Source organism: Cupriavidus sp. PET2-C1, assembly GCF_054515855.1.
The window spans coordinates 2,365,079-2,378,432 of record NZ_CM137259.1 but is presented as its reverse complement, the minus strand read 5'-3'; the positions used below and the strand labels follow the sequence as shown (position 1 = coordinate 2,378,432).

The 13,354-nt window shown below is 66.7% G+C and carries 10 protein-coding genes; 5 read left to right on the top strand and 5 right to left on the bottom strand.

The window, feature by feature from the left end; all coding sequences use genetic code 11:
* Window positions 1-90 precede the first annotated feature (90 nt).
* The 4 genes from ACX12D_RS10760 to dapC all read right to left on the bottom strand — a co-directional run bounded on the left by ACX12D_RS10760 (window position 91) and on the right by dapC (window position 3,196).
* A complete protein-coding gene (locus tag ACX12D_RS10760) occupies window positions 91-438 on the bottom strand; it encodes an ArsC family reductase (protein WP_459371122.1) in 348 nt (115 codons plus the stop codon).
* Between the two features lie 49 nt (window positions 439-487).
* Window positions 488-850 (bottom strand): hypothetical protein, encoded by a 363-nt coding sequence (locus tag ACX12D_RS10755; protein WP_459371121.1) that lies wholly within the window; start codon window positions 848-850, stop codon window positions 488-490.
* 217 nt (window positions 851-1,067) lie between these two features.
* Entirely contained in the window at window positions 1,068-1,895 is an 828-nt protein-coding gene (gene dapD / locus ACX12D_RS10750) for a 2,3,4,5-tetrahydropyridine-2,6-dicarboxylate N-succinyltransferase (protein WP_043346976.1), read from the bottom strand.
* Window positions 1,896-1,978: 83 nt separating this feature from the next.
* The gene (dapC, locus tag ACX12D_RS10745) at window positions 1,979-3,196 is read right to left on the bottom strand and encodes a succinyldiaminopimelate transaminase (protein ID WP_459373995.1); all 1,218 of its coding nucleotides are present in this window, start codon (window positions 3,194-3,196) and stop codon (window positions 1,979-1,981) included.
* A 213-nt stretch (window positions 3,197-3,409) separates the two neighbouring features.
* Between dapC and ACX12D_RS10740 the strand changes: the two genes are divergently transcribed.
* Window positions 3,410-4,390, top strand: a complete 981-nt coding sequence (locus ACX12D_RS10740) for a DMT family transporter (RefSeq protein WP_459371120.1) — start codon at window positions 3,410-3,412, stop codon at window positions 4,388-4,390.
* 13 nt (window positions 4,391-4,403) lie between these two features.
* On the opposite strand, the gene ACX12D_RS10735 is transcribed toward ACX12D_RS10740, so the two are convergent.
* Window positions 4,404-5,195 (bottom strand): ferritin-like domain-containing protein, encoded by a 792-nt coding sequence (locus tag ACX12D_RS10735; RefSeq protein ID WP_459371119.1) that lies wholly within the window; start codon window positions 5,193-5,195, stop codon window positions 4,404-4,406.
* Between the two features lie 534 nt (window positions 5,196-5,729).
* Between ACX12D_RS10735 and smc the strand changes: the two genes are divergently transcribed.
* The 4 genes from smc to def are packed head-to-tail and all read left to right on the top strand — an operon-like array spanning window position 5,730 to window position 13,330.
* Window positions 5,730-9,245 carry a chromosome segregation protein SMC gene (gene smc, locus ACX12D_RS10730; protein ID WP_459371118.1) on the top strand — a complete coding sequence of 1,172 codons (3,516 nt, stop codon included), beginning with the start codon at window positions 5,730-5,732 and terminating at the stop codon, window positions 9,243-9,245.
* Window positions 9,242-10,621, top strand: coding sequence for a cell division protein ZipA C-terminal FtsZ-binding domain-containing protein (locus ACX12D_RS10725; RefSeq protein ID WP_459371117.1), 1,380 nt, complete (start codon window positions 9,242-9,244; stop codon window positions 10,619-10,621). The genes smc and ACX12D_RS10725 overlap by 4 nt, the downstream gene beginning before the upstream one ends.
* 52 nt (window positions 10,622-10,673) lie before the next feature.
* Complete coding sequence (ligA, locus tag ACX12D_RS10720; protein WP_459371116.1) at window positions 10,674-12,800, top strand: NAD-dependent DNA ligase LigA; 2,127 nt, start codon at window positions 10,674-10,676, stop codon at window positions 12,798-12,800.
* Entirely contained in the window at window positions 12,797-13,330 is a 534-nt protein-coding gene (def, locus tag ACX12D_RS10715; RefSeq protein ID WP_416048786.1) for a peptide deformylase, read from the top strand. Before ligA ends, def begins: the two co-directional genes overlap by 4 nt.
* Window positions 13,331-13,354: the final 24 nt, after the last annotated feature.

Sequence of the window (13,354 nt, the reverse complement as noted above, 5' to 3'; positions counted from 1 at the left end):
AGGAGGCATGTGGCGCCGGAATCCGGCGGGTGCATGGTTCGAGTCTTGCGTCCTGGCAGCGCGCATGTCCTGGCGCTGCCATCGGGCTTATTAGAAAAAGCTGGCGTAATTATCCGGTGAAAACCCCACGCTGACGCTGCCCTTGTGGGCCAGCACCGGCCGCTTGATCAGCGACGGGCTTTGCTGCATCAGCGCAATCGCGCCGGCTTCCTGTTCTGCAAGCGCCTTGTCCGCGTCGGACAGCGCGCGCCAGGTGGTGCCTTTGCGGTTGAGCAGCGTGGCGAGCGGCACATGCGCGAGCCAGCCGCGCAGCATGGCTTCGTCCACGCCTTGCTTCTTGAAGTCGTGGAAGGTGTATTCCACGCCGTTGGATTCAAGCCAGGTGCGGGCTTTCTTGACGGTATCGCAGTTGGGAATGCCGTAGAGCAGGACAGTCATGGCGATGAGGGAGACGATGAGCGGAGAAGCGCGGGGCCGGCCGGTCTGGCTAGCGCAGCAGAAGGTTAAGGGCGACCACCAGGCCGGCAAGCCCGAGCGCAAAGCCGGCCATGGCCACGCCGGTCATCAGGCGCAGGCGGCGATCCAGCCGCGCGGCTTCGCGGCGCAGGGCCTCGATGGTGATGGCATGTTGCTCGGCCAGCAGCTTGACGGCCTCGGCCTGCTGCATGGCGGCGTTTTCCAGCTCCGCAATGCGCGCGGCAGGGTCGCGCGCGTCCGGGCCAGGCATGTCGTCGGCGCCGCCATCGCGGCGCTTGCCCTTCTTGATCTTCTCGATGGTCTTGTTGGCCTGTTCGAGGATCGTGGGCAGCAGCGAGAGAACGGTGGTGACAGTGGTCGGGTCCAGGGCCATGATTCGCTTGCGAAGGGCGGGCCAGCGGCGGCCGGCGGCGGTATCCATTGAGCGGGAACCGTTGGAGAGCGGGAAACAGGAATCGGGAAAAGGAAGCGGGAAACGAGAAACGGGGCGAGGGGAGCGTTAGCGTTCTGATCCGGCATTCCGATTCAGACCGGCCGCGCACGCGCGCGGTTCCGGGCCAGGGGCGCTCCCCTCGATGCAGCGGGCGAGATCAGTCGCCGCGCAGCAGGTCGTTCAGGCTGGTCTTGGCGCGGGTTTGCGCGTCCACCTTCTTGACGATCACGGCGCAGTACAGGCTGTACTTGCCATCCTTGGAGGGCAGGTTGCCCGCCACCACCACCGAGCCAGCCGGCACGCGGCCGTAGTGGATCTCGCCGGTTTCGCGGTCATAGATCTTGGTCGACTGGCCGAGGTACACGCCCATCGAGATCACCGAGTTTTCTTCCACGATCACGCCTTCGACCACTTCCGAGCGCGCGCCGATGAAGCAGTTGTCTTCGATGATGACCGGGTTGGCCTGCAGCGGCTCGAGCACGCCGCCGATGCCGACGCCGCCGGACAGGTGGACGTTCTTGCCGATCTGGGCGCACGAGCCGACGGTGGCCCAGGTGTCGACCATGGTGCCTTCATCGACGTAGGCGCCGATGTTGACGTACGAGGGCATCAGCACGGCGTTCTTGGCGATGAACGAGCCACGGCGTGCGACCGCCGGGGGCACCACGCGGAAGCCGCCCTTGGCGAAGTCGTCAGCGGTCCAGTTGGCGAACTTGGTCGGCACCTTGTCGTAGAACTGGGCGAAGCCGCCAGCGGACATCGGCGCGTTGTCTTCCAGGCGGAACGACAGCAGCACGGCCTTCTTGATCCACTGGTTGACGATCCATTCCTTGCCTTGCTTCTCGGCCACGCGCAGGGCGCCGGTGTCGAGCTGGCCGATCACGTTGGCCACGGCTTCGCGGATGTCGTTGGGGGCGGACTTGGGCGAGAGGCTTGCGCGGTCTTCCCATGCCTGGTCGATCAGGGCTTGCAGTGCTTGCGTCATATGCGTGTTTTCAGTGGTTGATCGTTGTCTACAACAAAATACGGTGTGTGCGGTGCGGTGCACTTTGCCCGCACCCGCTGGCTTCAGCCCAGCGACTTGCAGAAGGCGACGATGCGGCGCGCGCCTTCCAGGCATTCCTCGGGCGTGGCCACCAGCGCCATGCGCACGCGGTTGGCGCCCGGGTTGATGCCGTCGGCCTCGCGTGCCAGGTAGCTGCCCGGCAGCACGGTGACGTTCTGCTCGGCCAGCAGGCGCGCGGCAAACTCGGTGTCGGACAGGCCGGTGCGCGAGACATCCGCCCACAGGTAGAAACCGGCATCGGGCAAGGCCACGTCCAGCACCTCGGCCAGCATCGGCGTGACCTGGGCAAACTTGCGCACGTAGGCGGCGCGATTGTCGCGCACATGGGCCTCGTCGTTCCAGGCCGCCACGCTGGCGGTCTGCACCGCCGGGTTCATGGCGCCGCCGTGATAGGTACGGTATAGCAGGAATTTCTTCAGCAGGGCGGCATCGCCGGCCACGAAGCCCGAGCGCAGGCCCGGTACGTTGGAGCGCTTGGACAGGCTGGAGAACATCACCAGGCGCTCGAAGGGATGTGCGCCTTCGGCGCGGCCCAGCTTGTGCGCCGCTTCCAGCGCGCCCAGCGGCGGCTCGCCTTCCTTGAAGTAGATCTCGGAGTAGCACTCGTCCGAGGCGATCACGAAGCCATGGCGGTCGGACAGCGCGAACAGCTCGCGCCAGTCTTCCAGCGACAGCACGGCGCCGGTCGGGTTGCCCGGAGAGCACACAAAGACCAGTTGCACCTTGGCCCAGGTTTCGTCGCGGATGCGGTCGAAAGCGGGCGCGAAGTTGCGCGCCGGATCGCTGTTTGCAAATACCGGCGTGGCGCCGGCCAGCAGGGCCGCGCCTTCATAGATCTGATAGAACGGGTTGGGGCACAGCACCAGCGCGCCGGGCTGGCTGGCGTCGACCACGGTCTGGGCGAAAGCGAACAACGCCTCGCGCGAGCCGGTGACCGGCAGCACCTGGGTGGCGGCATTGACCGCCGGCAGGTTGTAGCGGCGCTGGATCCACGCGGCCATGCACTGTCGTAGTGCATCGGATCCGGCCGTTGTGGGATAATTCGCCAGCCCTTGCAGCGCGTTCGACAGCGCCGTCTTGATGAATTCGGGCGTGGGGTGCTTGGGTTCGCCGATGCCGAAGCTGATCGCGGACAGCGCGCCGTTTGGTTTGACGTCAGCCAGCAGCGCGCGCAGTTTCTCGAACGGATAGGGCTGGAGCAGGTCGAGGCGGGGATTCACGATCGGGTTCAGGCCGGTAGGGCCAAGCTCAAAGCCGGTCATTATAAAGGATTGCCGGGCATTCCCGCGTGCCGGCAAGGCCTTGGCGGCGCCCCGCGCCGGCTTGTCCCTGGCTATCCCTGGCCGTCCGCGACCGGCCCCGGTCGCGCCGCGGTGATTTTTCGACACCGAATACTGAATGGCTGCCCAAGCGGCAGCCCTAACCGTTTTCCCATGAGTAATTTGCCCGTCACTTCCACCGCTTCGGCCCCGGCCGACCCGCATGCCTTCAAATCCACCTTGTCCATCCTGCTGGGTGCCTCGGTCTGGGGCATCGCCTGGTTCCCCTACCGGGTCCTCGCCGGCTGGGGGCTGGGCGGCATGACGGCAGCCGCGCTGGTAAGCGCCATGGCCGCGCTGATTGCCCTGGTGGCCTTCGCCCGCCACCTGGGCGGCCTGCGCTGGTCGTGGCTGTTCGTGGCGATCGGGCTGGCGGCGGGCGTGACCAACGCCGGCTTTGTATGGGGCAGCGTCAACGGCCATGTGATGCGGGTGTTGCTGCTGTTTTACCTGACGCCGGTATGGACGGCCTTGTTTGCCCGCGTCTTCCTGGGCGAGAAGCTGTCTGCCTCCGGCTTGCTGCTGGTGGTGCTGGCGCTGTTTGGCGCAGGGCTGATGCTATGGACGCCGGAAGTGGGCCTGCCGCTGCCCACACGCGCGGCGGAATGGTCCGGCCTGATCGGCGGCATGGGGTTTGCCGTCAACAACGTGCTGTCGCGCCGGGCCGGGCAGCTTTACCCGGAGATGGATGCGCGCCTGCGCACCGTGATGGTCTACGTGGGCTGCACCGCGGTCGGCGTGCCGTGCGCGCTGTTGCTGGAGCCGGGCGGCGTGGTGCTGTCGCCGGTTATCGGCTGGGCTGGCGTGGCGCTGATGCTGGGTCTTGCCGCCACGCTGGTGCTGAGCAATTCGGTGGTCCAGTACGGACTGCAGCGCCTGCCGGCCAACCGGGTATCGCTGCTGATGCTGTTCGAGATCGTGATCGCGGCGGTGTCGTCGTGGTGGCTGGCGACCGAGACGCTGAGCTGGAAGGAGGCCGCCGGCGGCCTGTGCATCGTGGCGGCTGGCGCCTTGTCGGGGCTGGTGCACCGCACCAAGGCGCGCCGCGCCGGCAATGCCGCCGGTGTGGCGGACCAGGCGCTGCAGCCGCAATAGCTGGCGCCGCGCCTCAATAAAGCATCGCCCGCGACACCACCGCCACCAGCGGCTTGCGGATGGCGCGTTCCACGCCGGCATGCAGGTGCAGCGGGCGGAGCAGCATCTTGACCGTCATCTCGATCGGCAGGTTGCGCCGGATCACGGCGCTCACCCGGGAGTTGAGCCTGCGCACGTCCCTTTGCGGGATATCCTCGGTGCCGCGCTCGATGCGCAGCACGTTGCGCAGCGCGATCTCCGCGTCTTCGTTCTTGATTTCCAGCAAGCGGCGCACCAAGGCGCCCAGTACGCGCAGGCGGCCGAGCTGTTCCACGCCGTCGAAGGTGTTGAAGTAGCGGTAGAAGTGCTTGTAGTGGCGCACCTCGTCGTCAGCGATGCGCCGCGTCAGGTTGCGCAGCACCGGCTCATCGCTGGCTTGCTCCAGAGAGCGGTAGAGCGCCGCGGTGCCAGTCTCGACCACGCAGCGCGCGGCCATCTCAAGGGCTTTCGTGGGCTCGAAATTGTCGATCGAGCAGGTATGGCGGTATTCGTCGAAGAACCGCGCATAGCCGCGCTCCCAGTCGAATTCGGGCCAGACATGTTCCACGTAGCGCCGCAGGGCCAGGCCGTGCTGCAGTTCCTCCGCCTCCCAGTGTTCGGACAGCCAGCTGGAGGCCTCGGGATTGGTGGCGTAGTAGTCGGCCAGGTTGCCGGCGTATGTGTCCGAGCCGCTTTCGACAAAGGATGCCGACACCAGCAGGTAGAACAACTCTCGATCGGGCCGGACAAGGGCGGTGTCGATGGCCTGGAAATCGATGTCGCTCAAGGACCATGGTGGCGTTTTAGCCACATTCCCGGCATCTTGGCCGGGTAAGCTGCTGTCTGATATCGCCGGTGAGAAGGCGGTCATGCTGGACACTCCCAGAAGGGTCGCGAAGCCGGGTTCCGTGTTGGCCGGAGGCAGCCATTGCGCCGGATACGGGGCGGCAGGTGCAATAGGCCTCAAGGATCACGCTGACAATAAAGAGACTAGCACTAACCCTTGGAAGTTTCCCGCCGGTGCCAAGAGATGCGAGGACTTTCCGTGCAGGGTGGTGTCTTTTGTCGCATGGCAGCATCGTCGCAAGTGTGAGGCTTGAACCGCACAAGGTGTATCGGAAGCGGCCCAAATCCCCTGGGGAAATGGCTTGCGCTTAGCCCGGAAAGCGCCCGGACGCCGAAGGCGCGATGGTATGATTAGCGCCATCTATCGGGCACAAGAGAGAAGGCATGGGGCGCAACCGGCACGCGTCGGCCCCGCTTCTCGTTGGAGCCCGGCTCTCCTGAACGCTGCATTACGCTAGATACCCCACGACCAACCGTGCGACTGTCCTCGATCAAGCTGGCGGGCTTCAAGTCCTTCGTCGATCCCACCAATTTTCAAGTGCCCGGCCAACTGGTCGGCATTGTCGGTCCCAACGGCTGCGGCAAATCGAACATCATCGACGCGGTGCGCTGGGTGCTGGGCGAGTCGCGTGCCTCCGAGCTGCGCGGCGAGTCCATGCAGGACGTGATCTTCAATGGCTCCACCGCGCGCAAACAAGCTGGCCGCGCCAGCGTCGAACTGGTGTTCGACAACCCTGAGGGGCGCGCCGGCGGGCAATGGAGCCAATACGCCGAGATCGCCGTCAAGCGGGTGCTGACCCGCGACGGCACGTCCTCCTACTACATCAACAACCAGGCCGTGCGCCGCCGGGATATCCAGGACATCTTCCTGGGCACCGGCCTGGGGCCGCGCGCCTACGCCATCATCGGGCAGGGCATGATCTCGCGCATCATCGAGGCCAAGCCCGACGACATGCGGATCTTCCTGGAAGAAGCCGCAGGGGTGTCCAAGTACAAGGAACGCCGCCGCGAAACCGAAAACCGCCTGTCCGACACGCGCGAGAACCTGACCCGCGTGGAAGACATCCTGCGCGAGCTCGGCACCAACCTGGACAAGCTCGAAGGGCAGGCCGAAGTGGCCCAGCGCTTCAAGACCTTGCAGTCCGACGGCGAGGAAAAGCAGCACCTGCTGTGGCTGCTGCGCAAGCGCGAGGCCCAGGCCGAGCAGGAGCGGCACACGCGCGCCATCGAGCAGGCACAGATCGACCTGGAAGCGCAAACCGCGCAACTGCGCCACGTCGAGGCCGAGCTCGAGACCATGCGCGCCGCGCATTACGCCGCCTCGGACAATATGCACACCGCGCAGGGCGGCCTGTACGAAGCCAATGCCGAGGTCAGCAAGCTCGAGGCCGAGATCCGCTATGTGGTGGAGTCGCGCAACCGCGTGCAGGCGCAGATCGCAGCACTGACGGCGCAGCGCGAGCAGTGGCAGGGCAAGGCCGAGCAGGCTACCGATGCCCTGGCGCAGGCCGAGGAAGAGCTGGCGGTGGCCGAAGGCCGCACCATCGAAGCCCAGGAGGCCGTCGCGCACAAGACCGATGAGCTGCCCACGCTGGAAGCCCAGTGGCGCGATGCCCAGGTGCTGTCCAACGAGCAGCGCGCCAGCATCATGCAGGCTGAGCAGGCGCTTAAGCTGGAGGCCGCGCAGCAGCGCAGCGCCGACCAGATGCAGCAGCAGCTGGAGCAACGCCGCGAGCGCCTGTCCGGGGAAGAAAAGGGGCTGGACCGCCCCGATGAAACCCGCCTGGAAGAGCAACGCGCCGAGCTGGCCGAGCAGGAAGCCGTGCTGGAAGAGGCGCAGGCCATCCTGGCCGACTCCGCCGACAGCGTGCCGCGCCTGGATGGCGAGCGCCGCAGCGCGCAGGAGCGCGTGCAGCGCGAGGCCGCCGCGATCGGGTCGCTGGAAGCGCGCCTGACCGCGCTAAAGCAGCTGCAGGAAAACGTGCAGACCGAAGGCAAGGTGCAGCCCTGGCTGGCCAAGCACGGCCTGGCCGATCTGCCGCGCCTGTGGAAGAAGCTCCATATCGAGCCGGGCTGGGAGAGCGCGCTGGAATCCGTGCTGCGCGAAAAGCTCGGCGCGCTCGAAGTCTCCAACCTGGACTGGATCAAGTCCTTCCTGTCCGACGCGCCGCCCGCCAAGCTGGCCTTCTACTCGCCGCCGCCGGCCGCGCGCCCGCAGGAAACCCCCGCCGGCATGCGTCCGCTGATGGCGCTGGTGCAGATCACCGAGCCCGGCATCCGGGCCGTGATGCAGGACTGGCTGGCCGATATCTACACCGCCACCGACATGGCGTCGGCGCTGGCCCAGCGTGCCACGCTGCCCGAAGGCGCGTCGTTCGTCGTGGCCGAGGGCCATCTGGTGGGCCGCAGCTCGGTCCACCTCTATGCGGCCGATTCCGAACAGGCCGGCATGCTGGCCCGCGAGCAGGAAATCGAAAACCTGCAAAAGCAGGCGCGCGCCCAGCTGCTGCTGTCCGACGAAGCCAAAAGCCAGGCGGTCCGGGCCGAGGCAGCCTACACCCAGGCCAGCGCTGCGCTCACCGAGGCTCGCGGACGCAGCGAGCAGGCCACACGCCGCGTGCACGCGCTGCAGATGGATGTGCTCAAGCTGTCGCAGGCCATGGAGCGCTACGCCGCGCGCAGCGGCCAGATCCGTGAGGAACTGGCCGAAATCGCCGCGCAGATCGAAGAGCAGCGCGCCATCCGCGCCGAGTCCGAAGCCAGCTTCGAGCAGCACGACGCCGCGCTGGCGGAGATGCAGTCCACGCACGAAGACCACCAGATGGCCTTCGAGGCGCTGGACAGCAAGCTGTCGTCGGCGCGGCACCAGCTGCGCGACTTCGAGCGCGCGGCGCAGGAAGCGCTGTTCGCCGAGCGCAACCTGGCTAACCGCATCGACGAGCTGCGCCGCAATATCCAGACCGCGGGCGACCAGTCGGAGCGTCTTGCCCAGTCGCTGGAAGATGCCCGCGTCGAGCTGGAAACCATCAATGAGCAGACCGCCCACACCGGCCTGCAGGATGCGCTGGAGCGCCGTGCCGAGAAGGAAGAAAAGCTCCAGCTCGCCCGCACCGAGCTCGATGCGCTGTCGGCGCAATTGCGCCAGTACGACGACCAGCGCCTGGCCGCCGAACGTAGCCTGCAGCCGCTGCGCGACCGCATCACCGAGTACCAGTTGAAGGAGCAGGCCGCGCGCCTGAACCAGGAGCAGTTCAGCGAGCAGCTGACGACCGCCGAGGTGGACGAGGCTGCGCTGGCCGAGAAGCTCACACCCGATCTCAAGCCCTCCTACCTGCAGGGCGAGGTCACGCGCCTGAACAACGCCATCAATGCGCTCGGGCCGGTGAACATGGCCGCGCTGGACGAACTGGCGGCGGCGCGCGAGCGCAAGACTTTCCTCGATGCGCAGTCGGCCGACCTGATCGACGCCATCACCACGCTGGAAGACGCGATCCACAAGATCGACCAGGAAACCCGCGCGATGCTGCAAGGGACTTTCGACCAGGTCAACCATCACTTCGGCGAGCTGTTCCCGTCGCTGTTCGGTGGCGGGCAAGCCAAGCTGATCATGACCGGCGACGAAATCCTCGACGCCGGCGTGCAGGTGATGGCGCAGCCGCCGGGCAAGAAGAACTCGACCATCCACCTGCTGTCGGGCGGCGAGAAGGCCCTGACGGCCATCGCGCTGGTGTTCGCCATGTTCCAGCTCAACCCGGCGCCGTTCTGCCTGCTGGACGAGGTGGACGCGCCGCTGGACGATGCCAATACGGAGCGCTACGCCAATATGGTGGCGCGCATGTCGGACAAGACCCAGTTCGTCTTCATTTCCCACAATAAAATCGCAATGGAAATGGCACACCAGTTGATTGGCGTGACGATGCAAGAGCAAGGTGTATCGCGTATCGTCGCCGTGGATATGGACGCAGCGCTCTCGATGGCGGAGGCAGCATGACGCTCCAGACCGCCCTGATCGTTGCAGGCATTGTCCTGCTGCTGCTGGTAGTCGCCTACAACCAGTGGCAGATCCGCAAGGCGCGCCGCCCGCGCGCCCTACAGCCCGATGACGACCTGCCGCCGATGCGCGAGCCGGTGGTGAGCCCGGTGGTCAAGCCGGAAGTCAGCGCCAAGCTGCATGAGCCATTGCCCGAGCATCAGGTCGAGCGGCGCGAGCCCACGTTGTCGGCTTCGCCGCTGGACGCCGCCGCCGTGGCGGCTGGCATGGCCGCCAGCTCGGCCGATGCCGACGACGCCCTGGCGGATGAAGTCGCCGTTGCCGCGGCGCCGTCGTCGGCCCATGCGCCCCATGCGGCTGCCGGCAAGCCCGGGCATGCCGAGGAGGCCGGAGAGTCTGCCGGGCCCGCCAAATCGCACGGCGCTGCGGACCACGAAGAACACGCGGACCACGGGGAACGCACTGAACAGCAAAAGCCCAAGCAAGAGGCCGCGCCTGCCCAGGCAGCGCAGCCGGAGCCCGTTGCGCTCGATGGCCAGCCCACGCCGGCCGTCATCGATCCGCTGATCGACTGCATCGTGCCGCTGCACCTGGAGCGCAAAAGCTCGGGGGATCGCATCCTGCCGCTCACCGGCCGCCTGCGCCGTGCGGGGACCAAGCAGGTGCACATCGAAGGCCTGCGCAGCGAAGCCAATGCCTGGGAGGCGGTCACCGCTGGCCATCAGTATGAAGACCTGCAGGTGGCGGTGCAGCTTGCCAACCGCGGCGGCGCGCTCAATGCGCTCGAGTTTTCGGAGTTCGTCAATGCGGTGGAAGCGCTGGCAGAAGCGCTCGACGCCTCGGCCGATCTGCCCGACATGACCGAGACGGTCGCCAACGGCCGCGAGCTGGATGCGTTTGCCGCCAGCTGCGATGTGCAGCTTGGCGTCAACGTGATCTCCGACGGCGCGCCGTGGTCGGCAGCCTATGTGCAGACGGTGGCGACCCAGGACGGGCTGGTCCTGTCGCGCGACGGCACTCGTTTCACGCGCTATCAGGCCAACGCCGAGGGCGTGCAGCGGGCGCTGTTCACGCTGCAGTTCGGCGATACCAACTTCCTGCGCGATGACCTCACGGCCAAGGCCGGCCGCCAGATCACGCTGCTGCTCGATGTGCCGTCCGCGGCGCAGGCGACCAAGCCGTTCAAGACCGTGTGCGAGTACGGCTACAGCCTGGCGCAGCGCATGGGCGCGCAACTGGTCGACGACAATATGCGGCCGTTGAGCGAATCGTCCTTCGTCGCCATCTTCGGCCAGCTTCAAACACTCTACGACAAGCTGGAAGCCCGCGGCATGCCCGCGGGCTCGCCGGTGACGCTACGTTTGTTCAGTCTCTGATACGCCAGTTCGGCATCGACGATAACGACGACAACGGATTCAGTCCTTCAGCATGAGCACCAAACCAGAAGGTGCGGCGGCGCAAGCCCCCGCGCCTGTCAGCGATTCTCCCGCCGCGCGCGCCGACTGGCTGCGCGCCGAGCTGGAGCGCCACAATTATCAGTACTACGTCCTCGATGCGCCTTCGGTGCCCGATGCCGAGTACGACGCGCTGTTCCGCGAATTGCAGGACATCGAGGCCAAGCATCCCGAATTGCTGACACCTGAGTCGCCCACGCAGCGCGTGGGCGGCCAGCCGCTGTCGGCCTTCGATACGGTGCGCCACGCCATCCCGATGCTGTCGCTCAACAACGGCTTCGAGGATGAGGATGTGCTGGCCTTCGACCGCCGTTGCGCACAGGGGCTGGGGCGTGCCGCCCCCGCCGAGGGCACGGCCGACCTGTTCAGCGCCGCCGAGGCGGTGGAGTATGCCTGCGAGCTGAAGTTCGATGGCCTGGCCATGTCCTTGCGCTACGAGGCCGGCCGGCTGGTGCAGGCCGCCACCCGCGGCGACGGCGAGACCGGCGAGGACGTGACCGTCAACGTGCGCACCATCAAGGCGATTCCGCTGCGCTTGCGCGGGGAGGCTGAGGCCTTGCCGGCGGTGCTGGAAGTGCGCGGGGAAGTCTTCATGTATCGCCGCGAGTTCGACAAGCTCAATGCGCGGCAGGCCGAGGCCGGGGAGAAGACCTTCGTCAATCCGCGCAATGCTGCCGCCGGCAGCCTGCGCCAGCTGGATCCGCGCATCACCGCCAAGCGCCCGTTGTCGTTCTTTGCCTACGGGCTGGGCGAACTGCAAGGCGTGGCGCGTCCCGAGACGCACAGCGCCATGCTCGACTGGTTCGCCGGGCTCGGCATGCCAGTCTGCGCGGAGCGCGAAGTCGTGCGGGGCGCGGACGGTTTGCTGAGCTTCTATCGCGGAGTGGGCGAGCGGCGCGCGGCATTGCCTTACGACATCGACGGCGTGGTGTACAAGGTCAACGCGCTGGCCGAGCAGGAGCGCCTCGGCTTCGTGTCGCGCGCGCCGCGCTTCGCGCTGGCGCACAAGTTCCCAGCCCAGGAAATGACCACGGTGGTCGAGGACATCGAGGTGCAGGTTGGCCGCACCGGCGCCATCACGCCGGTGGCGCGGCTGGCGCCGGTGTTCGTGGGCGGCGTGACGGTGACCAATGCCACGCTGCACAACGAGGACGAGATCCGCCGCAAGGACGTGCATATCGGCGATACCGTGATCGTGCGGCGCGCCGGCGACGTGATTCCCGAAGTGGTGGCGGTGGTGCCGGAGCGCCGGCCCGCCGACGCACGCGCCTTCGTCATGCCCACCGCATGCCCGGTGTGCGGATCGCACATCGAGAAGCTGGAAGGCGAGGTGATCGCGCGCTGCACCGGCGGATTGATCTGCGCGGCCCAGCGCAAGCAGGCGCTGCTGCATTTCGCGCAGCGCCGCGCCATGGATATCGAAGGCCTGGGCGACAAAGTGGTCGAGCAGCTGGTCGACATGGCGATCGTGCACACGCCGGCCGATCTCTACAAGCTCGGCGTTGCCAAGCTGGCCGCGCTGGACCGGATGGCCGACAAGTCGGCCACCAACCTGGTGGCGGCCATCGAGGCGTCGCGCGAGACCACGCTCAACCGCTTTATCTTCTCGCTTGGCATCCGCCATGTGGGCGAAGCGACGGCCAAGGACCTGGCCAAGCATTTCGGCAAGCTCGATGGGCTGCTGGCCGCCGACGAGGCCGCCTTGCTGGAGGTCAACGACGTGGGGCCGGTGGTGGCGCAGTCCATCGCCAACTTCCTGGCCGAGCCGCACAATGTGGAAGTCATCGAGCAACTGCGCGCCGCCGGCGTGCACTGGCCGGAAAGCGAGCCGGCGGAGCGCGCTGCGCCCGCGCCGCTGAGCGGCAAGACGTTCGTGCTGACTGGCACGCTGCCCACGCTGTCGCGCGAAGACGCCAAGGAAAAGCTGGAAGCGGCCGGCGCCAAGGTGGCCGGCTCGGTGTCGAAGAAGACCGACTATGTGGTGGCTGGCGCGGAAGCCGGCAGCAAACTGGAAAAGGCCGAGGCGCTCGGCGTGCCCGTGCTGGACGAGGCCGCCTTGCTGGCTTTGCTGGCCGAGCTTAATACCGGAGATCAAGCATGATCCGTGACATTCTCAAGATGGGCGACCCGCGCCTGCTGCAGGTAGCGCGCCCTGTCACGCGCTTCAACACGCCCGAGCTGCGCATCCTGATCGACGATATGTTCGACACCATGGATCACGCCAACGGCGCTGGCCTGGCCGCGCCGCAGATCGGCGTGGACCTGCAGGTGGTGATTTTCGGCTTTGACCGCAATCCGCGCTATCCCGACGCGCCGACCGTGCCCAAGACCGTGCTGATCAATCCCGAGCTGACGCCGCTTGGCGAGGAACAGGATGAAGCCTGGGAAGGCTGCCTGTCGGTGCCGGGGCTGCGCGGGGTGGTGCCGCGTTTCACGCGCCTGAAGTACACCGGCTTTGACGTGATGGGCGGGCGCATCGAGCGCGTTGCAGAGGATTTCCACGCGCGCGTGGTGCAGCATGAATGCGACCACCTGCAGGGCATCCTCTATCCCATGCGGGTGAGGGACTTCACGCGCTTCGGCTTTACCGATGTGCTGTTCCCCGAGCTGCCTCCAAATAGCGACGACTGACTGGCGACGACTGACCGGCGACGA

What these genes read in the sequence shown, in the direction of transcription:
- ACX12D_RS10760 (WP_459371122.1), bottom strand. Translation starts at nt 438, where the DNA reads ATGACTGTCCTGCTCTACGGCATTCCCAACTGCGATACCGTCAAGAAA.
- ACX12D_RS10755 (WP_459371121.1), bottom strand. Translation starts at nt 850, where the DNA reads ATGGCCCTGGACCCGACCACTGTCACCACCGTTCTCTCGCTGCTGCCC.
- dapD (WP_043346976.1), bottom strand. Translation starts at nt 1,895, where the DNA reads ATGACGCAAGCACTGCAAGCCCTGATCGACCAGGCATGGGAAGACCGC.
- ACX12D_RS10740 (WP_459371120.1), top strand. Translation starts at nt 3,410, where the DNA reads ATGAGTAATTTGCCCGTCACTTCCACCGCTTCGGCCCCGGCCGACCCG.
- ACX12D_RS10725 (WP_459371117.1), top strand. Translation starts at nt 9,242, where the DNA reads ATGACGCTCCAGACCGCCCTGATCGTTGCAGGCATTGTCCTGCTGCTG.
- ligA (WP_459371116.1), top strand. Translation starts at nt 10,674, where the DNA reads ATGAGCACCAAACCAGAAGGTGCGGCGGCGCAAGCCCCCGCGCCTGTC.
- def (WP_416048786.1), top strand. Translation starts at nt 12,797, where the DNA reads ATGATCCGTGACATTCTCAAGATGGGCGACCCGCGCCTGCTGCAGGTA.